25 protein-coding genes are annotated in these 24,434 nt (G+C 59.8%); 13 read left to right on the plus strand and 12 right to left on the minus strand.

The features are described from left to right. The first annotated feature begins 209 nt into the window (after positions 1 to 209). Entirely contained in the window at positions 210 to 794 is a 585-nt protein-coding gene (locus ACIQTZ_RS19515; protein WP_402983001.1) for a hypothetical protein, read from the plus strand. Positions 795 to 845: 51 nt separating this feature from the next. Here the strand turns inward: ACIQTZ_RS19515 and ACIQTZ_RS19520 are convergent, their stop codons facing one another. Next, complete coding sequence (locus tag ACIQTZ_RS19520) at positions 846 to 1,829, minus strand: Lrp/AsnC family transcriptional regulator (RefSeq protein WP_402983004.1); 984 nt, start codon at positions 1,827 to 1,829, stop codon at positions 846 to 848. Positions 1,830 to 1,988: 159 nt separating this feature from the next. Here ACIQTZ_RS19520 and ACIQTZ_RS19525 point away from each other — a divergent pair, with 159 nt between their 5' ends. The 3 genes from ACIQTZ_RS19525 (at position 1,989) to aqpZ (ending at position 3,859) form a co-directional block, all read left to right on the plus strand. After that, positions 1,989 to 2,789: an RNA polymerase sigma factor gene (locus ACIQTZ_RS19525; protein WP_402983171.1), complete on the plus strand. Its 801-nt coding sequence runs from the start codon at positions 1,989 to 1,991 to the stop codon at positions 2,787 to 2,789. Then, positions 2,776 to 2,985 carry an antitoxin gene (locus ACIQTZ_RS19530; RefSeq protein ID WP_402983007.1) on the plus strand — a complete coding sequence of 70 codons (210 nt, stop codon included), beginning with the start codon at positions 2,776 to 2,778 and terminating at the stop codon, positions 2,983 to 2,985. Before ACIQTZ_RS19525 ends, ACIQTZ_RS19530 begins: the two co-directional genes overlap by 14 nt. A gap of 103 nt (positions 2,986 to 3,088) precedes the next feature. Then, positions 3,089 to 3,859 carry an aquaporin Z gene (gene aqpZ, locus ACIQTZ_RS19535; protein WP_402983010.1) on the plus strand — a complete coding sequence of 257 codons (771 nt, stop codon included), beginning with the start codon at positions 3,089 to 3,091 and terminating at the stop codon, positions 3,857 to 3,859. Positions 3,860 to 3,946: 87 nt separating this feature from the next. Here the strand turns inward: aqpZ and ACIQTZ_RS19540 are convergent, their stop codons facing one another. The 3 genes from ACIQTZ_RS19540 to ACIQTZ_RS19550 form a co-directional block, all read right to left on the minus strand. Further along, positions 3,947 to 4,324: a hypothetical protein gene (locus ACIQTZ_RS19540; protein WP_402983013.1), complete on the minus strand. Its 378-nt coding sequence runs from the start codon at positions 4,322 to 4,324 to the stop codon at positions 3,947 to 3,949. Then, positions 4,321 to 4,698 (minus strand): J domain-containing protein, encoded by a 378-nt coding sequence (locus tag ACIQTZ_RS19545; RefSeq protein ID WP_402983015.1) that lies wholly within the window; start codon positions 4,696 to 4,698, stop codon positions 4,321 to 4,323. Before ACIQTZ_RS19545 ends, ACIQTZ_RS19540 begins: the two co-directional genes overlap by 4 nt. A 230-nt stretch (positions 4,699 to 4,928) precedes the next feature. After that, positions 4,929 to 5,351 carry an Hsp20/alpha crystallin family protein gene (locus tag ACIQTZ_RS19550; RefSeq protein ID WP_400270408.1) on the minus strand — a complete coding sequence of 141 codons (423 nt, stop codon included), beginning with the start codon at positions 5,349 to 5,351 and terminating at the stop codon, positions 4,929 to 4,931. Positions 5,352 to 5,495: 144 nt separating this feature from the next. Between ACIQTZ_RS19550 and ACIQTZ_RS19555 the strand changes: the two genes are divergently transcribed. Beyond that, complete coding sequence (locus ACIQTZ_RS19555) at positions 5,496 to 5,906, plus strand: MerR family transcriptional regulator (protein WP_402983018.1); 411 nt, start codon at positions 5,496 to 5,498, stop codon at positions 5,904 to 5,906. Between the two features lie 637 nt (positions 5,907 to 6,543). Continuing rightward, entirely contained in the window at positions 6,544 to 7,824 is a 1,281-nt protein-coding gene (locus ACIQTZ_RS19560; RefSeq protein ID WP_402983021.1) for an ATP-dependent nuclease, read from the plus strand. Between the two features lie 25 nt (positions 7,825 to 7,849). On the opposite strand, the gene ACIQTZ_RS19565 is transcribed toward ACIQTZ_RS19560, so the two are convergent. Further along, a complete protein-coding gene (locus ACIQTZ_RS19565; protein ID WP_402983024.1) occupies positions 7,850 to 9,739 on the minus strand; it encodes an FG-GAP-like repeat-containing protein in 1,890 nt (629 codons plus the stop codon). Between the two features lie 158 nt (positions 9,740 to 9,897). Between ACIQTZ_RS19565 and ACIQTZ_RS19570 the strand changes: the two genes are divergently transcribed. Together ACIQTZ_RS19570 and ACIQTZ_RS19575 are read left to right on the plus strand one after the other, a co-directional pair. Continuing rightward, on the plus strand, positions 9,898 to 11,061 hold the full coding sequence (locus tag ACIQTZ_RS19570; RefSeq protein WP_402983027.1) for a glycosyltransferase family 4 protein: 1,164 nt from the start codon (positions 9,898 to 9,900) through the stop codon (positions 11,059 to 11,061). Further along, positions 11,058 to 12,467 (plus strand): UDP-glucose dehydrogenase family protein, encoded by a 1,410-nt coding sequence (locus ACIQTZ_RS19575; RefSeq protein WP_402983030.1) that lies wholly within the window; start codon positions 11,058 to 11,060, stop codon positions 12,465 to 12,467. The genes ACIQTZ_RS19570 and ACIQTZ_RS19575 overlap by 4 nt, the downstream gene beginning before the upstream one ends. A 1-nt stretch (position 12,468) precedes the next feature. Here the strand turns inward: ACIQTZ_RS19575 and ACIQTZ_RS19580 are convergent, their stop codons facing one another. Together ACIQTZ_RS19580 and ACIQTZ_RS19585 are read right to left on the minus strand one after the other, a co-directional pair. Beyond that, a complete protein-coding gene (locus ACIQTZ_RS19580; RefSeq protein ID WP_402983033.1) occupies positions 12,469 to 13,149 on the minus strand; it encodes an AAA family ATPase in 681 nt (226 codons plus the stop codon). A gap of 54 nt (positions 13,150 to 13,203) precedes the next feature. Beyond that, on the minus strand, positions 13,204 to 13,584 hold the full coding sequence (locus tag ACIQTZ_RS19585) for a hypothetical protein (RefSeq protein WP_402983036.1): 381 nt from the start codon (positions 13,582 to 13,584) through the stop codon (positions 13,204 to 13,206). 61 nt (positions 13,585 to 13,645) lie between these two features. Between ACIQTZ_RS19585 and ACIQTZ_RS19590 the strand changes: the two genes are divergently transcribed. From ACIQTZ_RS19590 to ACIQTZ_RS19610, 5 genes are all read left to right on the plus strand, one after another. Continuing rightward, positions 13,646 to 14,041, plus strand: a complete 396-nt coding sequence (locus ACIQTZ_RS19590) for a hypothetical protein (RefSeq protein ID WP_402983039.1) — start codon at positions 13,646 to 13,648, stop codon at positions 14,039 to 14,041. A 185-nt stretch (positions 14,042 to 14,226) separates the two neighbouring features. Beyond that, on the plus strand, positions 14,227 to 14,634 hold the full coding sequence (locus ACIQTZ_RS19595) for a hypothetical protein (protein ID WP_402983042.1): 408 nt from the start codon (positions 14,227 to 14,229) through the stop codon (positions 14,632 to 14,634). Positions 14,635 to 15,002: 368 nt separating this feature from the next. Next, positions 15,003 to 15,161: a hypothetical protein gene (locus tag ACIQTZ_RS19600; RefSeq protein WP_402983045.1), complete on the plus strand. Its 159-nt coding sequence runs from the start codon at positions 15,003 to 15,005 to the stop codon at positions 15,159 to 15,161. Between the two features lie 242 nt (positions 15,162 to 15,403). Further along, the gene (locus tag ACIQTZ_RS19605; RefSeq protein ID WP_402983047.1) at positions 15,404 to 16,324 is read left to right on the plus strand and encodes an ABC transporter ATP-binding protein; all 921 of its coding nucleotides are present in this window, start codon (positions 15,404 to 15,406) and stop codon (positions 16,322 to 16,324) included. Further along, complete coding sequence (locus ACIQTZ_RS19610) at positions 16,321 to 17,538, plus strand: ABC transporter permease (RefSeq protein WP_402983050.1); 1,218 nt, start codon at positions 16,321 to 16,323, stop codon at positions 17,536 to 17,538. Before ACIQTZ_RS19605 ends, ACIQTZ_RS19610 begins: the two co-directional genes overlap by 4 nt. Positions 17,539 to 17,746: 208 nt before the next feature. Here the strand turns inward: ACIQTZ_RS19610 and ACIQTZ_RS19615 are convergent, their stop codons facing one another. The 5 genes from ACIQTZ_RS19615 to ACIQTZ_RS19635 all read right to left on the minus strand — a co-directional run bounded on the left by ACIQTZ_RS19615 (position 17,747) and on the right by ACIQTZ_RS19635 (position 24,382). After that, on the minus strand, positions 17,747 to 19,009 hold the full coding sequence (locus tag ACIQTZ_RS19615; RefSeq protein ID WP_402983053.1) for an APC family permease: 1,263 nt from the start codon (positions 19,007 to 19,009) through the stop codon (positions 17,747 to 17,749). Between the two features lie 78 nt (positions 19,010 to 19,087). Next, the gene (locus ACIQTZ_RS19620; RefSeq protein ID WP_402983056.1) at positions 19,088 to 21,643 is read right to left on the minus strand and encodes a LuxR C-terminal-related transcriptional regulator; all 2,556 of its coding nucleotides are present in this window, start codon (positions 21,641 to 21,643) and stop codon (positions 19,088 to 19,090) included. Positions 21,644 to 22,541: 898 nt separating this feature from the next. Further along, the gene (locus tag ACIQTZ_RS19625; protein WP_402983059.1) at positions 22,542 to 23,117 is read right to left on the minus strand and encodes an SHOCT domain-containing protein; all 576 of its coding nucleotides are present in this window, start codon (positions 23,115 to 23,117) and stop codon (positions 22,542 to 22,544) included. Between the two features lie 291 nt (positions 23,118 to 23,408). Continuing rightward, positions 23,409 to 23,612 carry a cold-shock protein gene (locus ACIQTZ_RS19630; RefSeq protein WP_021472668.1) on the minus strand — a complete coding sequence of 68 codons (204 nt, stop codon included), beginning with the start codon at positions 23,610 to 23,612 and terminating at the stop codon, positions 23,409 to 23,411. A 218-nt stretch (positions 23,613 to 23,830) separates the two neighbouring features. Then, positions 23,831 to 24,382: a hypothetical protein gene (locus ACIQTZ_RS19635; RefSeq protein WP_402983062.1), complete on the minus strand. Its 552-nt coding sequence runs from the start codon at positions 24,380 to 24,382 to the stop codon at positions 23,831 to 23,833. Positions 24,383 to 24,434 lie beyond the last annotated feature (52 nt).

Below are 24,434 nucleotides of genomic sequence, written 5' to 3' on the forward strand. Positions count from 1 at the left end.
CAGCAGCGACGGATTAGCTTCGACTTAGCTTCGACTTAGTTCCGACGTCACGATATTGCTGTTTGACCACTTGTATGGAGGTGGGCGCAGGCGTTCGCCATCCGCAGGCGAACCGAAAGCCCCCACATGCTCGACTCGAACCACTCCTTCAACACCCGCGTGCTGGAAGCAGCCAATACCATCAAGCGTGCCGATTTCACGGACTTTCCATGGGACGAAAGCTGTTGACTACGGCAAGCGGCCGGCACGCCTTGCCGCGGACACGCAGGCTGCCGCTGGGGTTGATCTGCTTTGGAGCGTGGTCGGCTTCGGTACTGACTGGCCAATATATGGATGCTGGTCCCGAAATTCACCGCATCGGTCTCGCAGTTCACGTTGTGGCTCTGACGCTGGCTTTCGGCACGATACTGGTGGTTGATTGGCTCGGCCTGCTCTGGATTCTCGGCAAAGTGGCACTCCATGAACCGGGCAAACTCGAGTCGGTCGCACGACCTCTGATCTGGGGCGGTATCGCTTTGCTGCTGGCTTCGGGAGCAACGATCAAACCCGACCTTGGCAATCCGGCGACGTGCGTCAAACTTGTGAGCGTTCTGGTGCTCATGCTGAACGGCCTGGGCGTCAGTCCGGCCATGCAAAGGTTGATGTCCCTTCCTGCCCAGACACGATTTGGAGGACTGGGCCGGCGGCTGCGGGTGCGGATCATGATTGCTGCAGCTGTGTCCCAAAGCTGCTGGTGGACTGCCGTCCTGGTTGGCCTCGGCAATAGCACGGTGCGTCGTTGGGCAGGACAGTAAGCAATGGTCTGCGCCTCTTGAGGCATCTCCGGAAGAACCAAAGCTTCGTCCCTAGACGATCCGTCTCCCGTCAGGGGCGAGCCTCTTGCCCACATGCTTGGGAGTGCGAAGAACAATGGATCGGTCGACAATCTCGACGTCGGGAAACCGTTGACCCAGCTGCTTTTCCAACCGTGTCATGTCTTCCACCTGCCTCAACCACACCGACATCACCAACGAGTAGAGGCCACCGGTCGTAACAACCAAGCGGACTTCGTCCAGGCCAGCAAGGCTGACCGCGACAGACTCAACCTTGGTGGTTGGGACTCGCATGAAATACCAAACGCTAATGGGCCAAGGTGTGAAGGTCCTTGCAACCTCCAGCCGTACAACGACCCTCTGGTGGCCCAACACGTTCGACAAGGCATTCTTTGCCCGGGCAGGCGAAATGTTCAACCACTGAGCGATGTCTGCAACCGAAGCCCGGCCATCGACCAAGAGCATGCGGATCAGCTTTTCTTCCACATCTGTGGGTAGGGCAGACGGTGCAGGACTCACCAGTGGAACGGCCCGTTCCAGGGTCTTCACCTCCTCCTCGCCCAACGCACGCAATCGCCAGCGTTGCGCGTCTGTAACCAACGTGATGACTCGATGCGTGCGCGTACCCCGGATGCCTGGCACCCCAGGGATCCGGTCAACAAGGAACGCTGAAAGTTCAGGATCACTGCGGCAGAGCACGGTGATAACAAGGTCGCGTCCACCGGCTGTCTGGTCGATGCTGATCACTTCATGGATCCTGGCAAGGTCCTCGACGATGGCTGGGAGAGCAGCTGGTTTGCAGTCCACTTCGACGATGGCGCCAACGAACCTCGTACCGGCCCCAATATAGGACGTCATCCACGCCAGGCCGTCCTGCTGCAAAGCAGTCCACCGCCGGGCCAGGGTCACCGCGTCCGCACCCACGATAGGCGCCAGCGACGTCCACGAAGCCCTTGGTCTCACTTGGAGGGCATGCAACAAGCGCAGATCGCGCTCGTCCAGATCGAAATCCTGCATCGATGGAGCACTTTCCGGTTTTTCCTGCGTTTGCCGTGCATTCAATCACGCCAGCCCTAGTTTTGGGGCCACTGCCTTCCCCATCCTGAAAGAAATGCCATGCTCGCACAGGTCCCGCCTGCACTCTCCCGCTACGCGGCGCTCGATGACAAGGAACTCATGGAGCTTGTTCGTAACGGAGACCCAGCGGCTTTCGATGAACTGTACGGTCGACATCGAAAAGCGGTCGCATTCGTGGCCCTCAAGGAAACCGACAATAGAAGTGATGCCGAAGACGTCGTCGCCGAGGCTTTCCTGGAGATCTTCCGGGCCCTCGCGGCCGGGACGGGACCACGGGAGCACTTCAAGTCCTACGTCCTGACCGTTACCCGCCGCATGGCCCATCGCCGAAACCAACTGGCCCGACGCACCAAGGCTCTGGAGCACGACCGGGCGCTGGAACCAATTCATCCGCATGCGGAACAATCCACGCTGAAAGAAGACTCCACCATGCTGATGCAAGCGCTGCGGTCTCTTCCGGCACGTTGGCAAACAGTCCTGAAGTGCATCGACCTGAAGGACATGCGTCACGCTGAGGTTGCCGCAAGGCTAGGAGTGAGTCCAAACGCCGTTGCCTCGTTGCTCATCCGGGCACGGGAGGGACTAAGGGTCGCCTATCTGCAGCAGCATGTGCGGGCTGCCGAATCAGACAAATGTGCCAAGGCCCGTCGGCTACTCGCAAGGCTCGCCAGGGAGACCATCGGGTCCTCCGAACGGAACCGCGCTGAGAGCCATCTGGCTGTGTGTCCGAGTTGCAGGACAGTGCTCTCCGAGCTGCGGGACATTCACAGCTTGATGAAAGCCCGAAATCGTTGTCGGAGCGCGTCACGAATCTCGTCCCCACCGGACTTATCTGCTGGGGCAACTCCGCCCCTTTACGAGCAATGGCAGAGAAAAGAGATACCCCATGGGACTTTTTGAAGATTTGCAGGGCAAGGCCCAGGACCTTATCGCGGGCAACGAAGAAGCCATCCAGGACGGAATCGAGAAAGTCGGCGATTTCGTGGACGAAAAGACAGACGGCAAGTTCGCCAGCCAGGTTGACCTCGTTCAGGGTGCGGCCGCGGACTTCGTGTCACGTATCGACGACGAAGAGGACGCAGCTGGTCCCGCGTAAGACACCGCCAGCAGTAGCGCAGCCACTACCTCCGGCAACTCCGCCACCACCTTCGTGGTTGCCCTCGAAGCGATACATAGCCCTTTAGTTTGAAAGGACCAATATGGTCAGCCAAAAAACCACAACACTTCCACATCGGCACGACCTGGAACCCGCGCCAACCTTGGCTGCCAAACTGGGCGCCGAGGCCATCGGAACATTCATCCTGGTTTTTGGTGGCGTTGGCACGGCACTATTTGCGGCAAATTTCCCGGACAAGTCAAACACCCTGGGCGTTGGACTCCTCGGAGTGTCACTGGCCTTCGGACTTACCGTCGTGGCAGGGGCGTATGCGTTCGGACACATTTCCGGTGGGCACTTCAATCCGGCAGTAACCATCGGCATGGCTGTTGCAGGGCGTTTCCCCGCAAAAGACATCCCGGCCTATGTGATTGCCCAGATTGCGGGCGCCGCTGCCGCATCAAGCGTGCTGGCCGCAATTGCAACCGGTGGCCCCGAGGGCTTCTTTGCGGCCGCACGTGCCAGCGGATTCGCATCGAACGGTTTCGGTGATCACTCCCCTGGTGGGTTTGGAGTTGGTTCGGCACTGGTCATCGAATTCGTTTTGACCGCGGTTTTCGTTCTGATCATTCTCGGTGTCACGGAGAAGCGGGCAACGCCAGGATTCGCAGCCCTGGCCATCGGCTTCAGCCTGACTCTTATTCACCTCATCAGCATCCCGGTAACGAATACGTCGGTGAACCCGGCACGTTCCATTGCAACGGCCCTCTGGGCGGATGGCTGGGCAGTCGGTCAGCTTTGGGTTTTCGTCGTTGCGCCAATTGCCGGCGGCATTGCCGCAGCATCCCTCTATCGCCTGGTGCGCCGGTCATAGCGAACTTCGCCTTAATTGCCTTCGATCCGCCAAGACGCGCTTCGTCCTACGGCCTAGGGTCAGCTCAGCGCTCGACGGCGGCGCCCCTCACGGCTGCGGCCCGTAGATGAACTCCTTGGCATGGTTGACGGCCTTCTTGAACGCATCGTTGCGCAAGGAGACCTGGTCGCGCGATGAACCGCTGCCGGGCTCCATGAACGTGGTTGGCCCCGGCCGGAGGATCCAGATGTCCCCCGCTGGCGGGAGGTAAAACACCCCGAAGGAACGATATTCCGGATCGTCCGTCCAGATGGGAACAACCGCAACCGCGGCACCCGTATCCACGTTGATCCACTGGGCGCGGGGCATGGGTTGTTCGTGCACTTCGGGGTCCAGGAACGGCGCGGTCCCCTTGCCCCAGCGCTCCTCGAAGCGCTCGTAGAACGCAGGCATCAGGTGGCTGTCATAGGAACGCCAGGCGCTCATGTGGGTCTCCTTGGATGTGTACGGCGGAGTGGTGACCAGCGGGTAGGTCCGAAGCTGACGGGTTGCTGCTGCCGCCCAGGTGCGGGCACCGCCGTCGTTCGATGGATTCGAACGCTGACGGGCGTGCCGGAACCGCGCGTGCGACCCCTGTCGTAAACCGCCCGCTTTCCTGGGTCCGACAAAACGACGTACGCCTGCATGACGGCGTGCAACTGCTGGAGGTCGAGCGCCTCGGAGGCACCGCCGTCGTGCGTCTTTTTGCGCGTGTCCGGGTGGTGCTGCCGTATCAAGGCGCGGTAGGCGCGGGCGATTTCGCGCGCCGACGCAGTTGGCGCTACACCGAGGATCGCGTAGTAGTCAGGTTCATTTCCCAAGGCCGGTTCCCGGTGGACGTGCGGTTGGCTGGGAGATGGCCCCCGACGGACTGAACGTATCAGGGCCGGGGGCCATCCTTTCGGGAGGCAACGTCGGGGCCGCGCTTCCTCTGCGCAACAAGCGCTATGGCGTGGCGCGAAGCCTGCGCCCATTTCTCCGATGCGGCCGGTCGGATGCTCTCCCGCTTGCACGCTTCGCGTTGGCTGCGTGGCCTCCGCGAAGCGAGCTATCAGGCGTTGATCTCCTGGCGTTGTCCAGTGGAGCTGATCTCGATGCGTCGCGGCTTGGCTTTTTCGGCGACGGGGATGCGGAGGGTCAGGACGCCTGCGTCGTAGCTGGCGTTGACGCCGTCCGTGTCCAGGGTGTCGCCGAGGATGAGTTGCCTGCTGAAGACGCCTTGGGGCCTTTCAGCGGCGATCAGTTCCGTATCTTCTCCGGCGGGCGACTTCCGCTCCGCCTTGACCGTGAGGACGTTGCGTTCCACGTCCAGCTCAATCGACTCGGGGCTTACTCCGGGCAGGTCGAGAGCAACAATGAATTCCTCGCCGTCCTGCCAGGCGTCCATCGGCATCCCGGCAGGCCGTGCTGTTGTGCCAAAAACCTGTTGGGCGAGCCGGTCGAATTCGCGGAACGGGTCAGTGCGCATCAGCATGTGGTTCTCACTCCTTTGGATCTTGATGCTGATTCTGTTGTGGTGCCAGCCTTCCTGATCTGTATTGGCTGGTATAGATTTTTTATAGCACTCAGCTACGATGGGCTGCAAGTGGATTTTTTGGAGATTTTTGGGAGTGGTTTCGTGGCAGGTTTTCCGGCGGAAGCGCACGACGGCCGATTGGCTGGTTCGGCGCCGGGCGGCGGCCCCGGCGCGGCTGCTTCGAGGGACGACCTAGGGGTCTACGCCATCTCCGTTGCGGCCGAACTCGTGGGCATGGGTCAGCAGAACATCCGGCTGTATGAGCGCAAAGGGCTGCTCACTCCCGAAAGGACCGACGGGGGCACGCGGCGCTACAGCGAACGGAACCTGGTGACACTGCGACGGATCGGAGTGCTCCTGGACGAGGGACTCAACCTGGCCGGCGTGAAGCTGGTGCTCGAGTTGGAAGCTACGAATCGCGGGTTGGTGGAAGACAACCGTGGGTTGGTTAAGGACAACGCGGGGCTGCGGGAGGACCTGAAGCAGGCGCAGGGTGAAAGCCCCGCTACATAGTGAGGTTCGCGAACCTCAGGAGACCCGATGGAACTGTGCTGGCTGAACAATACATTTGCGTCGATCACCCCTTCTGATCACTGGGAACGAAGCGCAGGATGGGACGGCTCACTACTGGGGGCGCTATGCTCGGCTGATGCAAACAGATCAGGACCTCTGGAAGTCGAGCGTTGGGGCGGAGCTGCGAGACGGCCAAGCTGAGAATTTCGGATTCTACATTGCGAGTTTGAACCTATATCACGGGCAGTCAATCCCCCTGGAGCGAGCGGGAGTCACCGCCATCGTAGGAGGAAACAACGTTGGCAAGTCGTCGCTACTTCGTGAACTGCATGACAGCTTATTGCGCCCGCCAACCCAAGGTATGTCGCAGGTCCTTCGGTCGGCACCCACGGTTTTGGAGGGCGAAGCCGGAGATTTTCTTGCTTGGCTCGCCCTAGCGGCTCCTTATTCGGCGCGCGATACTCACAACGTTGGGTTCCGGACGAGTGATCAGATACTTCAGCCCGATCTGGCGTTGGCATACCACCGTCGGGGCCGCGATAATAACAACGTTGGACCACTACGCAGTTTGCTGGCGCATTTCGCCACAGCACGCGAAAGGTTTCAATTTTGTTCACCCGCCAACAGGCGAGGCGACTTGAACGACCCACCCACCCATCCGCTCCATTGGATTGAGCAAAATGCCCAACTAAAGTTCGAATTTCAGGCCGCAGCGAAGGACATCTTCGACTGCGACCTAACTCTCGATCCAGTAAGTGGGAGCTTGTTCTTTCGAGTCGGGAAGCCCGACTCACCCGCGCCGCCGATAGACAGAGTAGCGGAAGGGAGCTACCTCAACGAACTTCTGCGGCTGCCCACCCTCGAAACACAAGGCGACGGCATGCAGTCAGCTCTATCCCTACTCATGCCGGTCATCACCTCAACATTTCCTCTGGTCCTCGTAGACGAGCCGGAGGCATTCCTACATCCGCCGCAGGCAAGAAAGCTGGGTGCCATCCTGGCGAGGCTAGCGCACTCTCGCAAGGTCCAGATGATCGTGGCAACACACGACCGGCATTTCCTTACCGGCCTGCTGGATGCAGCTGAGGTTTCCGTCTCCGTCGTCCGTCTGAGCCGCGACGGCGATGCGTCACAATCGAAGCACCTGGACTCAGCAAAGCTCCGACAGGCATGGGGTACCGCGTCAATCCGTCACTCAAGCCTGCTGGACGGCCTTTTCCACAAACTAGTTGTGATTGCGGAGAACGAGCGTGATTGCCAGTTTTTTGCCGCAGCTCTAGAGGCGCTCGGCTCTGAAGAAGTGCTGCCGCTTCGCCCGCATGACGTCCTTTTCGTACCTTCCGCAGGAAAGGGAAATATACCGGCGCTGGCGGAGGTGCTCGTAGCTTCTGGGGTGCCTGTTGTGGCCGCCCCCGACCTCGACATACTGAATTCAGAGGGAAGCATCGAAAGGCTATACACAGTTCTCGGAGGCACTTGGTCTACTGTCAAAGCCACTTATATGGCAGCGACGGCGGAATTCCAGGTTCCCAGAATGACGCGAACCCACCGGCAGGTTCTCGATATGGTCACCGGAGTCCTGGGAACCGAACCGGATGCCACGTATACGAGCCAGTCGAAAAAAGACGTTGCCGCGGCCATGGGTGTCGAGAGTGAGTGGCGGAGACTGAAGGAATATGGAGTACGCGCATTTAGGGCAGAGCCAGTGAAAGCAAAGGAGCTCCTAGATGACCTCCATGCCCGTGGAATCGTTCCAGCTCATGTAGGTGAGCTCGAACGATTCGCACCAATGGTAGTGGCGCGAAAGGGTGATGGCTGGCTAGAGGAAGCGATCGCCTGCGACGCACACCGAGATAAAGATGTCCAGCATCATCTGCGACAGATACTAGCCGCCGGAGGGTTCCCAACAGACGACTGATCTCGCTACGAACACGGCGATGGCCCTAGAGAATCGCCGTCATCCCATTCCATCCCGTGCCCACGCGCGAGGCGGACGGCCACACGGAGCCGCCGGCTCCGGAGTACAGCCACAGCTCCCCGGCCGCATTCCGCGCCAGGATGTCCGCGCGGCCGTCGCCGTCGAAATCGCCGGGTCCAACAAGCGAGTTCATGCTGTTCCAACCCTGCCCGATGCTCTGACGGGACAGCCATCCCCCAATGCCGTTCGGCGGGTACAACCACAGGGCTCCCGAGGAATCGCGGGCCGCCATGTCGGAGACGCCGTCTCCGTTGAAGTCTGCCACTCCGGTGATTTCGGACATCCCGTTCCAGCCCGAGCCAACCCACTGCCGCGGCAACCAACCGAACTGGCCGTTCCCGCGGTACCGCCACAGAGTGCCGCTGGAGTCCCGGGCCATGACGTCCACATGGCCGTCAGCGAAGAACGGTCCGCTTCCCACGATCGCGGTCATGGAATTCCATCCCTGGCCAACCGCCACCCGCGGCCACCATCCACCAGAACCATTGCCGGGGTACAACCACAGAACACCGAAGGTGTCACGAGCCAGGACATCGGGAAAGGAGTCGCTGTTGAAGTCACCGGGCGAGACCAGCGCAGTCATCACATTCCAACCGACCCCCACCTGGACCCTCGGCAGCCAGCCACCCGAGCCGTTGCCCGGGTATAGCCAAAGAACACCGGACGTATCGCGTGCCAGGACATCTGAGAAGGAGTCGCCATTGAAGTCGTTCTTGACGGGGGCGGCGGCAGAGCCAGCGATAACGGACACCGAAGCACTCCCGTTGTTTGCCACATAGACCATCCCCGTGGAGGAGTTCACAGCAGCGTCAACGGGATCCTGCCCGGTGAACACTCCAGAGACCTTGCCGGAAGGACCATCCACAACGGTCACTCCCCTGCCACCCATGAGGGCGTAGGCCTTATCAGCGCCGGGGTTCACGGCGAGGTCTGTGATCCGTGTGGGTGCCACATAGGATGCGATCTCCGTCAGCGTCTGCCCGTCGAACACCTTGACGTATCCCTCGAGCGACGTGCTGTCCGCGGCAACGTAGATCTTGTTGGTAGCCGGATCAACGGCGACTTTCCCCACGAATTGGTCAAAGGGAATAGTGCCGGTAACTTCGTCCGTGATCCCATCAACGACACGTACGCTGGCGCCGTAGCGGCCGAGCGTCGTGAAGTAGGCCTTGTTGCTCGCCTCGTTCACTGCCACAGCAAGGATGCCGCCGGCGCCGATGTTGATGGTGGTCTTCACGGTGCCGCTCGCATCAAGGACCCTCAGCGTCCCGCCCGAGAGCACGTAAGCCTTGCTCGTAGCAGAGTTCACCACTATGTCCTGTGCGCCGTTGGCCAGGGCAACGGTCTTCACGGCATTCGTGGCCCCGTCAATGATGGCAAGGCCGGATTGAACGCCAACGTAGATCTTGTTGTTCGATTCGTTCACCGCAACGACACTCGGTGAAGCGCCAACCGGCACAGACGTGACAGCTCGCGTTGCGCCATCGACCACGGCCACGGAGCCGCCAATTTCGCTGACATACACCTTGTTCGTCACCGAGTTCACGGCTACGTCCACTGGCCGGTCACCGGTGTAGAGCAGGCCTGAGGACGTGGACCCGTCCAGGACGGACACGCCATCACCGGTAGCAATGTACGCCCGGTTGGTCACCGCATTCACCGCAACGGCAGAGGGTTGTGCTCCCACAGGAACAACGTTGGTTACGTCGTCCGCCACCGCCGGCGAAGCCATGGTTCCCAACAACATGGCCAGCCCCAGGCCGCCCGCAGCAACCCCCACCGCCCCCAAGCGCCGCCGTCGTACGCGATCCGAACCTGCAACAAGCGCGCGCGAATGATCCCCAGCAGCAGTCATGGCAAGACCCCCAGAACTTTCGACGCCCAGCACGTCGGATGCTGGCAGTCTACGCGGGGGCTCCGACAAAGAACACAAACCTCCTGTTAACCAACTCTTCCTCCACAGGCCACCCGATCGAACCCGCAACGCCAACCGCCCCGACCACCGTTGAATGCGTGAGGATCGCAATCGTCGCCGAATCATTCCTGCCGCTCATGAACGGGGTAACCCACTCGATACTTCGGGTGCTGGACCATCTGCAGGAACGCGGGGATGAGGTGATGGTCATTGCGCCGTCGACGTCGGACACTGATGTTTCGAGCGTCGTTAAGGGTGCGTATGTGCACCGGCTTCCGTCTGTGCCGCTGGCCGGTTATACGAACGTGCGGGTTGCGTTGGGTGGTGTGAATCGGGTCAAGCGAATCCTTGCCGATTTCTCCCCCGACGTCGTTCATCTCGCCTCCCCTTTCGTGCTCGGCTGGCGCGCCGTGCAGGCCGCCGACCAGCTCGGCATCCCGACGGTCGCCATCTATCAGACCGAGGTTCCCAGCTACGCCGCCCGATACGGCGTGCCGTTCCTGGAGAACTGGGCCTGGAACCGCGTGGACAACATCCACCTCTTGGCCACTCGCACCCTCGTGCCATCGACCTTCGCGCTCAACCAGTTGCGCGGGCGCGGAATTCTCCGCGTGGATATGTGGCGCCGCGGTGTGGATACCGCACGTTTCAACCCTGCAAAACGTTCGACGGCGTGGCGCAGCTCAGTAGCGCCGGACGGCCAACGGATCGTCGGCTACGTCGGGCGACTCGCGGTGGAGAAGCAGGTTGAGGACCTCGTCGTACTGAACGGCCTGCCGAACACGAAGCTCGTGATCGTGGGTGACGGACCGCAGCGAGCCGCCCTGGAAGCGCAGTTGCCGGACGCTGTGTTCACAGGATTTCTTGGCGGCGAATCCTTGGCCGAAGCCGTTGCCTCCTTTGATCTTTTCGTCCATCCCGGCGAGTTCGAGACCTTCTGCCAGACCATCCAGGAAGCCATGGCATCGGGCGTTCCTGTGGTCGCGACCGGCCGCGGCGGGCCCTTGGACCTCGTGGAAAACTCCCGCACCGGCTGGCTTTACGAGCCGGGCAACCTTGCCCAGCTGCGCGGTTACGTGCAGGACCTGATGGGCGACGACGCCAAGCGCCGCGCGTTCGCCACGGCAGCTACCGCTTCGGTCCAGGGCCGGACGTGGCCTGTGCTCTGCGCCGACCTGGTGCGGCACTACAACGAAGTGATCGCCGGTGTACCGTCCGGCCCTGATTCCGAACTGACTCCAAGCAAAGGACCTTTCTCATGAAGATCTCCGTGATCGGCTGCGGTTACCTCGGCGCAGTGCACGCCGCGACCCTCGCTTCGATGGGCCACAACGTGGTGGGCATCGATGTTGATTCGCACAAGGTTGAGCAGCTGAACAAGGCGCTCGCTCCCTTCCACGAACCCGGTTTGGACGAGCTCCTCAGCGACGGACGCACCACCGGCCGCCTCGCGTTCACCACGGACTTCTCTGCCGCTGCGGATGCCCAAGTTCACTTCCTCTGCGTGGGCACCCCGCAGTCCAAGACCTCGGACACCGCGGACCTCTCCTACCTGATGAGCGCCACCCGGAGCCTCCTGCCGCACCTGGCCAAGGGTGCCGCCGTCGTCGGTAAATCCACCGTGCCGGTAGGCACTGTGGAAACCGTCCGCGCCGTGTTGGCCAGGCGGTCCGATGTACTCCTCGGCTGGAACCCCGAGTTCCTGCGGCAGGGCACGGCTGTGAAGGATTCACTGGTGCCCGACCGCTTGGTATACGGCGTTCCGGGCGGCAAGGGTGCCGCTGCCGGTGCGCCTGTGACCGCCGTGCTGGATGCCGTGTACGAGCCGCTGATCACCGCCGGCATCCCGCGGCTGGTCTGCAACTTCGCGACGGCGGAACTGATCAAGTCGGCGTCGAACGCGTTCCTGGCCACGAAGGTCAGCTTTATCAACGCGATGGCCGAGCTCTGCGATGCGTCGGGCGCCGACGTCAGCGAACTCAGCGAAGCCATGGGCCTGGACCCGCGCATCGGCAACCGATACCTGCACGCCGGCCTCGGATTCGGCGGCGGCTGCCTGCCCAAGGACATCCGTTCGTTCCGTGCGCAGTCCCGCGAACTCGACGTGCCGTCCGTTGATGAGTGGATGGCCCTGGTGGACACGGTGAACCTGAACCAGCGTTCCCGTGCCGTGGACGTGGCCCGCGAAATGTGCCGTGGGTTCCTCTCCGGTCGCACGGTCACCATCCTCGGCGCAGCGTTCAAGCCCGACACCGACGACATCCGCGACTCGCCCGCCCTGGACGTCGCTGCGCAGCTGGCCTCCGCGGGTGCCCACGTCACCGTCACGGACCCGAAGGCCATCAACAACGCTTGGATCCGCTACCCGCAGATCCGCTTCGAGGCCTCCACCAAGCGCGCCCTCGAAGGCGCCGAGCTGGTCCTGCTGCTGACGGAGTGGAACGAATACATGCAGCTTTCGCCGGTTGAGGTTGGGGCACTCGTACGACGCCGGATGGTGCTGGACGCACGCAACGTGCTTGACGCTGAGGCCTGGCGGGCGGCCGGCTGGACGGTCCGCGGCTTGGGCACCGGCGCTGCGGTTGCGGCAGAGGAGCGGGCTGGGGCCGCTGCTGGCGAGCGGGCTGCAGGTGACTCCGCGCCGCGACGAAAGCATGTGCGGGCGTAAGTTATCTAGGCCGATTCCTGGCTTCCCGCGGGGATAGCAGCGTTGGCCGATGTGGATCAGCATTGTCGATAACTCTCGTAGCCCGGGACCATGGTTCTGCTTCCTGGAAATACAGTCTCTGGCCTCCCACGTAGCGCCTCATGCTTGGGTGTTCGGGGTCGGGGTTGCTGCCGTCCCTCAGGTGCATCCTCCGTGCGGTTTCAGCAAAAGGCACGTCCAGGAAAACCGAGTAATCCCACCTCCCGGCCAATTCATCGCGATGGAGAAACATCCCTTCGACAATGACAAGTGAATCGGCAGGTGCTTGCACGGCCACGGGTTCAAGCCTCAGATTGTTGACATGATCGGTCGCCGCCGCACGGTATTCTCCAGTACCATCCGGCGCCAACGGTTCCAAGACGAATTCCCGCAAGGTGTCGTAGTCGTAAGTGTCGAGCCAGAAACCCTCCGGAGAGGTCCGCCCCAAGCGGTAACGCACTTCGCGGAGATTCAGGAAGTTGTCAGCGCTAATGGCAATCACGGGTCGGCTCGTCAGTGCTTCCGCCAATTCTGACGCGAAGGTGGATTTGCCACTACCATCGACGCCATCGATCGCAACAAATCGACGGCCAGGTGCGAGGGTCAACAACTCTGAGGCAACAAATTGAAGGATCTCCGAACGTTGTCTCCCGTTTGAAGTCATGACCACAGGATGCCATGACGCCAATGACAGGAAGTTGACGCACGGATCTGCACCTCAAGTCGGTCCAAGGGAAACGTCATCATGGTGGCGCGCAAAGTCATAGGAAACTTCTCCTCCCTTTCCTGATTCGCCGGGTGTTATGGTCGCATCACGCGCCATCGCATCGGCGCATTCTAAAGGGGGCACTATTTTGAAAACGCGATCTATTCGCACGTCCAAAAACCAGCATCTGAGGCGCAAGTCTTCGTGGGTTCGGGGCTCGAAAGCATTCGGGTTGGTGGCCATTGGGTCGTTGTTGGCGTTCGCCACAGCATGCGGCGGCACGTCGACCGCCAGCTCAGTGAGCAGCACAAAGGCTTCGCCTTCGTCGACGCCATCGCCTACGCCCACGCCGTCCAAAATTGCAGGAACGGCTTGTACTACGGAGAAGGCCACTCAGGTTGGTGCCGGCGACACCTACATTTGCGCCTTGGATAGTTCCGGAAAATTGACGTGGTTGGACTCAGCAACCGCCAAGAAACTGTCAGACGAGCGTGCCGCTGAAGCCGCAGCAAAGGCGGCGGCTGATAAGGCAGCCGCGGATAAAGCAGTTGCCGACAAGGCCGCAGCGGACAAAGCCGCGGCAGACCAGGCCGCGGCCCAAGCAGCGGCTGCCGCGAAGGCGGAAGCCGACCGGAAGGCCGCTCAGGCTGCGGCTCCCAAGGCAGCCCCGCCAGCACAGAGTAACTGCGATCCGAACTACTCCGGCTGCGTTCCCATTGCTTCCGACGTCGACTGCGCAGGCGGCAAAGGCAATGGCCCCGCCTACGTTCGTGGGCCGGTAACTGTCATCGGCACCGACATCTACGATCTGGACAGCGACGGCGACGGGATTGCCTGCGAGAAGGGCTAACACACGTGGGCTGGGGCGTCAGCGGAGGCTGGCGTCCCAGCAGCGGAAAACTGTCCACCAGGGCACCCCTAGACGATCCCGCGCGCCACCTAATTTTCCCGGATCACCACCTAATTTCGGCCGAGTGGATCTAGGGAGGCCGATTCCAAGCACCTAGACCGATTTTTCGGGTCCAGAGTACGTGCATGATGACACGCATCTTCCCATGGGCACTCCGTCTTCTTGGCTGCATCGTCGCAGTCTCCTCCGCGATCTCCGCAAACTTGTTGTGGCTCGCTCCCCCACCGGAGGGACTCAAGGTTCTGGATCCGCAGACCCTCAAGACCATGGCCGTTGTGTCGCTGGGAACTTTGGGTGTCCTTATCCCCCTGGCAGTAGTGGTCACGAATGCGGTGAGGTATCCGCTGCTCAAAGCGGCCATCTTCGCTCTCGCGGCATTCACCAACGCCATGACCCTCGGTCCGGACATCGTGGTGGAGTTCCAAGACATCTCCTCCACAGCGGCGGAAGTCTCAGCCCTTCTTCTGACGGTGGCGAGCCTTGTGATTTACATGGACCGCGTGCAGAACCAAGTAGCCGCCCGAAGGGGCTGATGCGGACCCGGTGCATCACTTGAAAGTATGGCAAAACACCGATCGTTACCCCATTTCGGTACAGCCGCCGTGCATCCTCCTTGGACGGCAGCGGCCAGCAGAGTTGGGATACCACTAATCCGTCTTGATCCAACGAGTTCTCGGCATCGCGGATCACGCGTCAACAGCTGCTCAGCACCTAGGCTCCTTATGGCACCACCTACTTTACCCAGATTAAGCACTCATTTCGTTGAATTTTCGGTCGTGAGCTGCATTTTCAGCACCTAGATGTGATTCCACATCTGAAGGATGAGCTCAGCGTGATTCTTGATCTTTTCCCATGGGAGAGTCCGCTGATCCGAAATTAAATCAACGTCTAAGGAGCACTCATGAATTGGCAGCAGATAGGCTGCTTGGCAGGTTTCGTCGGGCAATTTATGTCGACGGGGTCACTCATCGCCGCAGCTTTCACCGGCGGTGCAACTCTCGTCATCGCTGGAATCGGCTACTCGGTTTCCACATTGTCGATGATGTTCGGCTGCGGCTAGGCAGAGAATGAAGTTACTTACCTTGACTGCGGCTGCCCTCTTCTTATTGGCAGCTGTTATCGCTTTCTTTAGCAATCCCCCAATGGCGGCGCTGGCTTTGGCAGCTTCCGCTGCAATGATCGCCACGTGGATCGTCTACAAGAAGCAACGAAGGTAACTGAGCTCGTCCCAGAGGCCGCATCTGGACCCCTGTGGTACGGGTGCGGCCTCCCTATCTTGCGGGTGGCCCCATTGAGGATGATATGAACGTCATTAATGCACAAAACTTGTCCAAACGCTTCGGAACTCATGAGGCACTCAGCGACATCAACTTTGCCCTGCCAGCTGGCGAGTCGCTGTCCGTAGTCGGCCCAAACGGATCGGGCAAGACAACATTGGTTCGCTGCCTCCTCGGCCTGCTGGCTCCCAGCGGCGGTCTCGCGAGCATTTCAGGAAAACCATACTCCTCGGCGCATCATGTAAGAGTTGGCTACTTGCCGGAAGAGCGGGGCAATTTTCAGCGAGATTCCCCTCTCGACGTTCTCCGGCTTTTTGGAAGACTCCGGGGCTTGAACCACAAGGATGCAAGCACGCGGTCCTACGAGTACCTCGAAGAGGTTGGGCTGATGCGACAGGCCCGGTCGAGAATCCAGACATTGTCCAACGGACAGCAACAGAAGGTTCATCTTGGCCTCACGTTCATTGCCGATCCAGACCTACTTGTTCTGGATGAGCCGACCCGTGGCTTCGATCCGGTGAATCAAGGCCTCTTCAGAGACCACTTACAGCGCCATCTCCAACGAGGAGCCACGCTTCTTCTCGTAACGAATCAAATGCACGAAGTGGAAGAACTGACGAAAAAGGTTCTGTTCTTGCGAAAGGGACGGCTTCATTTCTTCGGACAGAATCACTCTGCAAAGGAGCACCTTGGCAGACGAACAACCGAAGTGACCTACACAGGTCAGCTTCCCAAAGATATAGAACGCTGGAATTTGAACGTCCGAGAGCCAGGGAAAGCTGTGATGGAACAGGAACACGGTTTGCACGACGCAAACAGGTTATTGGCGGGACTACTGGCTGCTGGAGTCGAAGTTACGGACTTCAACTCGCGATTGGCAAACTTTGAGGAGATTTTCATGAGTATCTACGGGGACTCAGCTGCGACGGGCTCGCTGGTTGCATGAGCACGCTCAATGGAACTCTTCTGAGGTTTGAGCTGAAGCGTCATTTCAAAAGCAAGGGCTATTGGGCTGCTTCGATGCTTGTGCCGCTGGTAGTCATAGTCTTGGCCATCCTGTCACAGCTCGGGGCTTCGGCGGCGACAACGGCGTCACAGGGCAATTCGGTGACTGGATTAAAATTCTTCTACGTTGACCCGAACGGTGTCATAGACGACAGGCTCGCAGAAGAGTCCGGAGGAACCCAGGTTTACGACACCGATAGTGCAATCAAAGATGTAGTGAATGGAACGAAGAATTCATTATTAGTTTTTCCCTCCGACGTCACGACCGGCCGGATCAACATATACGAGAACAGTACTGGCTTGGTCGGTGACCAGAAGTCTTCGGCGGTTGCTCGACAGCTTCTGCAGATATCCCTCGCGAAGTCCGATTCCCGGCCCGGTCTGATCAAGCCCCTAACGGGAACCATCGACATCAGTCGTGTGGGATACAGGAATGGCGTAGTGGATCCGGGGCTGCAGTCCGTAGCTCCGCCACTGATTTATTTACTGTTGTATTTCGTAGTTACAATGTTCCTGGGGAATCAGACCATGGGCAGCTTCGCCGAGGAAAGGGAGCAAAAGATTCGCGAGATTTTGTTCCTCGATGCTTCACCAACCACTGTTTTCACCACCAAAATCCTCACGACAGCCATTTTGGGGCTCACCCAACTGGTGTGCATGTTGCTGCCAATGGCATTGTTCTATTTCGCCTTCGGTGCGAATCTCGGCCTACCATCCCTTGCACTTCATAGCTGGGTCCTAGATGGTGCGAAGCTCCTCACGGGGTTTGTTGTCCTGCTCCTAGGGATTGGATTCATGGTCTCCGTCCACGCTGCGATAGGCGCTCGGCTCAGAAACGTACGGGAAGGCTCGGGATTTGCTGCGTTGTTCGCCGTCCTCATGTTTGCTCCCGGATATGCGCTCGGCCTCATTTCGGAGCAGCCCAACTCCCAAATCGTGCAAGTTCTGACCTTCTTCCCGCCCACCGCGCCCAGCACGTTGCTCTTCAGGAATGCGTTCGGAAACATCTCTTTGGCCCAGGTGGTCGTAGCCAGCCTGGTGCTAGCGGTGACGACGATCGCAGTTTTCGCGGTCGGGCAGCGGGCCTACGTAGGCCGGGGTATTTTCGCAGTGGAACGGCGAACGCGAAGGTCCAGTCGGGGCGTCAGCACCTAGTCCACATCTCGGACCACCTATTTTTGCTCGAAAACCAGCAAGAACAGCCCGTTCACAAGCATTTCACCACCTAGTTCGACGGGACGTGACCGGGTCAGGCGTACACGGCCCATAGCCTGAGATTGTGCCTCCGGAACGGGAGACCCGGTGTCCGGCGGGAACCCCCACTCGTTCCAGGCGTAGGAGGCATAGGGCACGGTTCCGTCGGCTACCCCAAGGCGGAACCGTGCCTGTTCAACCGCAAGAGCACTAACCGATAAATGATCCCCAAGGCGAACATCAGAACGCCCAGTCCGATCGACAACGGTGGCAGCGTCACCACCAACACCACACACGCAGCTGCCCCGGCCACCTGAAGCGTTTTCGGAAAGCGCCGGTCCTCGGCGGACTGCGTAAACGCCGCCACGTTGGCCACCAAGTAGTACAGCAGCACCCCAAACGACGAGAATCCGATTGCCCCGCGAAGATCCGCCACAGCAACAACCATGCAGATCACTAAAGCAATGGCGACCTCGGCCCGGTGCGGGACCTTGTACCGGGGATGAACTGCCGCGAGCGCATGCGGCAGGTCGTGTTCGCGGGACATCGCCAAGCTTGTCCGCCCCAACCCGGCAACCAGGGCCAGCAGCGCGCCAAGTGACGCCACAGCGGCGCCTGCCCGAACCACAGCTGCAGCCCAGCCATCGCCGACAGCGGCAGCCAACGGCGTCGGATTTCCCGCCACGCCATCGGGGCCAAGTGCCGAGAGCAGAGTCACCGCGATGATCGCATAGATGACGATCGCGACACCCAAAGCAATGGTGATCGCGCGCGGGATGGTCCGCCGGGGGTCTTTGACTTCCTCGCCCATTGTGGCGATCCGCGCGTACCCCGCAAAGGCAAAGAATAGTAGCCCGGCAGATTGCAGGATCCCGTACCAGCCGTGGGCCAACAAGCCATCCCCCACCACGTCGCCCAGTTCGGGTCCCGAGCCGCTCCAAACTGCTGTAACCGTAAGCGTCAGGGCGAGCAGCACGGCAATAACCAGGAGACGCGTCAATCCCGCTGTTCGCGTCACACCGTGATAATTCACCGCGGTCAGAGCGAGGACGGCGGCAATCGCCACCGGGCGCTCCCAACCGGGCGGTGCGGCGTAGGCGGCGAACGTCATTGCCATGGCTGCGGCACTGGCCGTCTTGCCAATGACGAATCCCCAACCAGCCAGGAACCCGGCCCAGGGGCCCAAACGTTCGCGGCCGTAGACATAGGTGCCGCCGGAAGTTGGATAGGCAGCAGCAAGCTGCGCCGAGGACGTGGCATTGCAGAACCCAACGAACGCAGCCACACCGAGCCCCACTAGCAATCCCGAGCCTGCAGCCGCCGCCGCGGGCGTGAAGGCCGCGAAAACGCCGGCTCCGATCATGGAGCCAAGGCCGATAAAGGAAGCATCGAACGTACCGAGTCGGCGGGCCAAAGCCGGTGGGGTGTTCACTCTCAGTCCTTTGTGCATCGTGGTCACGACGCTGGCATCAGTTCCAGTAAGCGTCAGATGCCCTCAGCATATGCACATTCAGTTGGCCGGCATTGAATTCCTTACGAGGATAAAGAGACTATTGCGTGATGTTGCCCCGGTTTTCCGTAGTGCGTTTGAGATGTGGTTTTCAACAGTTCGAGCACTGATGCCCAGTTTCTCGCTGATTTCCATGTTCGTGCTGTAGCCTGCCAGCGCAGCTATCTCGTGCTCACGCTCCGTGAGCGGGCTTGTCTTGAACGTGCTAAATGATAGAGGTTCATAAGCCGTCGGGAAACGGCGTGCAAAGGACGAACAGGCGACCGCCGCTGCTTCAGCTCCAACAGCATCGCCTTCGAGCACCCGGCGCTTCATGGCCGCTTGGAGGAGCATCCCGACTTGATAGACATCAACATCGGGTTGGTAGTGCTCAACCAAAAGCTCCAATAGCTTGTGATCGCCTTCAACTACGGCAGTTGCCACGGCAATCAGCTGGTCGTGGACTGCTAAGCCGTTCTCACCAATTATTCTCTTCAGCAAATCAAGGGTTGGACGTCCCGGGCTCAAGCACGTGCACAAGAGTGCCGTTAGAGCAGCCTCGAGCACATAGCCGCTTCTCAGTTGTCGTTTGATGAGTTTGGCCGCTCTTCGGTCAAATCCCATGGGGTTTGAGTTGCTGCTTGCAATAAGCACGTAGGCCCCCTTGCCCACACCAGGAAGAGGACCAATGTCCGGGACCTCGGTCTTGGCCTGAGACGCAATCGACAAAGCCGAAGCGGGCGACGTGGCCACGTGCCGCAATCCAGAAAGGCGCAGCATGGCGTCGTAAAGTTTGTCGACCACGAACCCCGGCCTACCCATCGCAAAAACACTGCTCATCAGATATTCGGCCTCGTCAAAGTGCCCGCTATAGAGCAGCCCGTGAACGGCCACGTAGCTGCTTGCTACAACTCCAAATTGGTCGACATTTCGTCGCGCCTCATCCCTCCAGTCGAGCGAGAACACTAGTGACTCGTTAATGCGTCCGGCAGCAAACAACGCGAATCCGCGAACGAACGGGCGGAGATGCGGGAAGAGCTCATCCTCCTCCGCACCCTCGGTGATCTGGAGAGCCGACTCTGGGCGGCAGCGGTAGAGCTCCAGCAAGGCTTGCGTCAGGGTCTCGAAAGCTGTTCTGGCCGGCTCTGGACACAATTCATTAGATGCCGGAGACGGAGGTACCCGTCCATGCGACGCCGTCAGAAATAGCGCGGCCGCATCGGTTTCGTCCTTGAGTTCAGGTACAGCCCATGACAACTTGTCCAGAATTTCGACGGCGGCCGCCAGACCCTTTCCGAGGTAGATCGAAAGCAGTGCCTTATTTATGGTCAGGAAGAGTAGGTCTTTGGGATCAGCATCAGCAACAGAGGTTTCAGTGACAATGCGTTGGACACGGCCAAGGTCAAGCGGCGCACCCCAGTAGATCCGAAGAAGTGATGCCGCGTTTGCGGCCGACTTATTGGCTTCCCACCGTTCAAAGCGCGTCAGTTCCCGGCGGGAACTGTGATCTTGGAAGTGTCTGGCGTTTACGGCGTCGTCCTTTCCTTTCTCGAGGCGAAGGGCAGACAGAACGCGAGTGAGGTCATCGGTCGGTTCACCGTTGCCGCCGGTCTTCGGCGTTGCGTCAAGAATCTGAGCGATCCTGCGACGCAAGACATGCCTCTCACGGAGCTGTTTCTGGCCACGAAAGAAGTCAGCCAGAACTGGCGGCGTAATGGCTGCGACGGATCCCTGGTGATGATCAGTCATGACCGCCAACAAACCTCGACGCTCAAGGCTGTCCAGAACGTCTGGCTCCACGATCTTCTGAAGAATTTCCACGTGCCCGGTTCCGAGGATGGCCATCGCGTTGAGACCGGTAATCTCTTCTTGCGACAGCCCGACCAAGAGCGACTCGACCGTCCCACGAAGATGCTCATTCCAGACGCTGCCCTCGGCCATGTGCCAGAGCCCGTCTCGCAGATCAAACAGTTTGCTCAAGGCGGCAGTTTCAGCAATCCTCACCACGAGGCGTGGATTACCTGCCGACTTCGTCAGAATGCGTGCCGTTGTGTCGGCGTCTGCTGGTCCTTCCAGCACCTGTGCAATCAGCCTGTGGACTTGCTCGTAATGCAACGGATCCAGAGGGAGGATCGCCTCGCGACCCTTGTTGAGAACTGCCAATTGCTCGGCCGTAAAGTTGACTAGCTCAGGTGCTGCTGCCAATAGCGGCCAAAGGCCCCTACTTCTCACTGCCTCCAGAACTGCCAAGGACTCTCTATCCAGAAAATGGATGTCATCAGCCACGAGGACGTGCTTGCCAGGCGTCGCAAGCTTTGCTGCCAGCACGTCGGTTATCTCCAACACGCCTCCGCGACCCGGCCGCGTCTCGAGCCCAAGTCCCCTAATTGCTGCGTAAGGGATGTTGCTGTGGGTGCTAAGTCCTCGAATCTGGTGGACGATCGCTCCAGCTTTTTCCAGCTTGGCAACCACACTGCGCAGCACAGTGGTCTTCCCACAGCCCAAAGCGCCAACGACGCGCACGCCTATGCCACGCCCGATGTAGTCAAGAATGCGCTGCACTTCTGAATCGAACACCCGATCCAACCCTCTATTTCCGTTTAAGACCAACATGCGGACCCTTTCGCAAGCTAAGTCAGGAATCGCGGTCTAGGTGCCGTTAGACACTTGCACAGGCTTATCCGGAGAAATTTGAGTAGTGATTCAGGGCAATCTAGGGGGTCCACATAATGGACTAGGTGGTGAGGCTTCGACTCTGGTTGGCTGCTGTGAAGGTTCTCGCGGATCATCGGTACCCCTTGCGTGGTGGCGTCTTGGTCTCCACGCTATGGGCTTCGGGAAGCGAATTACATGGGTGTAATTCGCTATGTGGATATGTATTCGACTGCTTTGAACTTCACTAGTAGATATATACGATAGGTAAGACAGGAAGCAGGGCGCCGGCCAGCGACCGGCCCTACGCCGGTACGATCATTCGTACATCAATCTGGACGGGAGCCAGCATGGCTGTCACAGCTTCAGTGGCCAAGGCAGATTTGCTTTCACTCACAGAGCAGGTGATCGCGGACCGCACGGCAGTGGGGATCGTTTCGAACAAGGGCAGCGGTGTCCTGATCTCGCTTGCAGAATACGAGGCAGGAAACTGCCTATCTTCTGCGTACCCCGGCCAACGCTGCCCACCTCCTCGAAAGCGCCGCCCAACGCAGGTCTGGTGCGGCGACTCAGCGAGAACTGGCCGAGTAAGAACCCCTGGCTTAGCGGAACCCTGAGACCTTTGGTTGGGACTTCACGAGCAAGGTAAAAACAAGTGATCCCTGGTGCAAGCACCAAGGATCACCGATATATGACGCGCCGGTCCGAGCCCGACGCTCGCTCCACAGGATAGCAACAGAACTGTCGGTCAACTCTCAGCGACTTGTGCATGACCAAGGTCCAGAAACGAGGGCCGCGGGCGCGCCCTGATGGCTCTTCCAAATCACATACGGGCCAGCAACTCGGCCTTCTTGGCTCCGAATTCCTCGTCCGTGAGAATGCCTGCCTGACGCAGTGAGGCGATCTTTGAGATCTGCTCCGCTATGTCCACGGAAGTTTCGGGCCCTTGCTCCGCCGACGAAGTCTTGGTCGGCGCGGGCAGCCGCTCCTTAATGATTCCCGAAACTAGCGAAAAAGCCTGCTCCGTCACTGTGGGTTTCTCCACTGGAGCTGCGGTGACCTGACCTGAGGAGGGTTCAACGCTAAGCACACGTTGTTTCGCCAGCACGAGTTCGAAGTGCTTGAACATTCCGTCCGGCAATTTGATGAGGGATCGCTTGCCGTCGGCCCAATCGACACGAACAACATGCGACGATCCCATGGCATCAAACGTCGCACCGAGAGCGGCAGAAGCCGCCTTTCCAATGTGACCAGGAAGAACTGCTCCGGCGACTGCCTTGCTTACAGCCCCTACCGGGTTGCCCTTCCCTTCGCTGACAACTTCGTCCCACTCGGCGACGTTCTCAGGGGTCAATTTCCGAAATTTCAGCCCGGCCTGCACCACCAGGGTGCTGCCCATTGGAGTCGACACTGTCGCACCCTTGTAATCTCCGCCAACGACTCGTCCGTGTGCCACCATGGGCACAGTCTAACGGCGATCAGTGACAAAACTTGTCTCAATCGATGGATGCTGGATTGGCATTATGGCGAGTGCCGCAAGCGGGCAGCGGCGACCATGTCAACCTCGGTACCAGGATCAACCGCACGTGAAGCTATGACAGCCACACTCACATCCCATCCATCCCACGACAATAAAAAAGCAGGGCCGGTCAGTTCACCTGACCGGCCCTGCTCTTGAGTTATCCGAAGACTAGATAGCCTGGATGTTTACTGCCTGGGGACCCTTGGGGCCCTGCTCGACGTCGAAGGAGACCTTCTGGTTCTCTTCGAGGGAGCGGTAGCCCGAAGAGTTGATTGCGGAGTAGTGAGCGAAAACGTCCTGGCTGCCATCTTCCGGGGAGATGAAGCCGAAGCCCTTTTCAGCGTTAAACCACTTGACGGTACCTGTAGCCATAATTTCAGTCCTAACTGAAGGTGGAGATTGTTCCCGACTTTCGGGTCTCCGGTGTGGGGTGTTCTCCACCGTTACTTCAGAAGGTCGCAGACCAAAGTGGACTGCGGGGACTGCCTGAACTACCAAATGCCAAACACAACAACACCGTCAAGTTTACAGACATCTGGCGGTATGGCTAGTACTGGGACGGATTAATCCAGCAGGTGTGGTTTTCTCGTTCATACCAAGTCATCCTCGGTTTTCCGCTGCAGATGCCCGTCCGTTCCACGGTGCCATCCACGGCCGTCGCAATCCGTGAAAGTCACCGACGGCATGTAGTCCGTGTTACCGGGGATGGGCTCCAGGACTTTGCCCGGTTCCACGTGGATGGGCCACCGCTTCCGCTCGCTGAAGAAGTAGCGGCCGGGCGGAAGAATCTTGGCCGATGCTTGGATCTCAGGGATTGCGGTTCCCTTCCCGGCTTTGCCTTCCGACCTGCTGAGCTCCATCCCGAACACAGGGGCATCGCTCGAGTTCACCAGTTCGATCCCCCATTGGAATCCGCCATCGACTTCTCCCCTCACCGGCCAGAAGGCCACCTGCGTGGCTTGCCGCCGCTCCTGCATGGCGATCGTTCGTTCATCCCGCTCCCCCTCCAGTTCAAGCATGCGCTGCGCATCCCGCACGGCTTGGCCCGAAAGCCTGGTGGCTCTCATGACATAGACGAGCGTCACCATCCCCACGATCGCACCAACGAACTCCCCCAAGTCAGCCAGGAATTCCATAGTCACCCTTCCGTCGCTTCTGCGGGGCAGGTGCCTGCCCTTTAGTTGGGTGTCAGGT

This window comes from Paenarthrobacter sp. NPDC090520, from assembly GCF_044769205.1.
GTDB lineage: Bacteria > Actinomycetota > Actinomycetes > Actinomycetales > Micrococcaceae > Arthrobacter.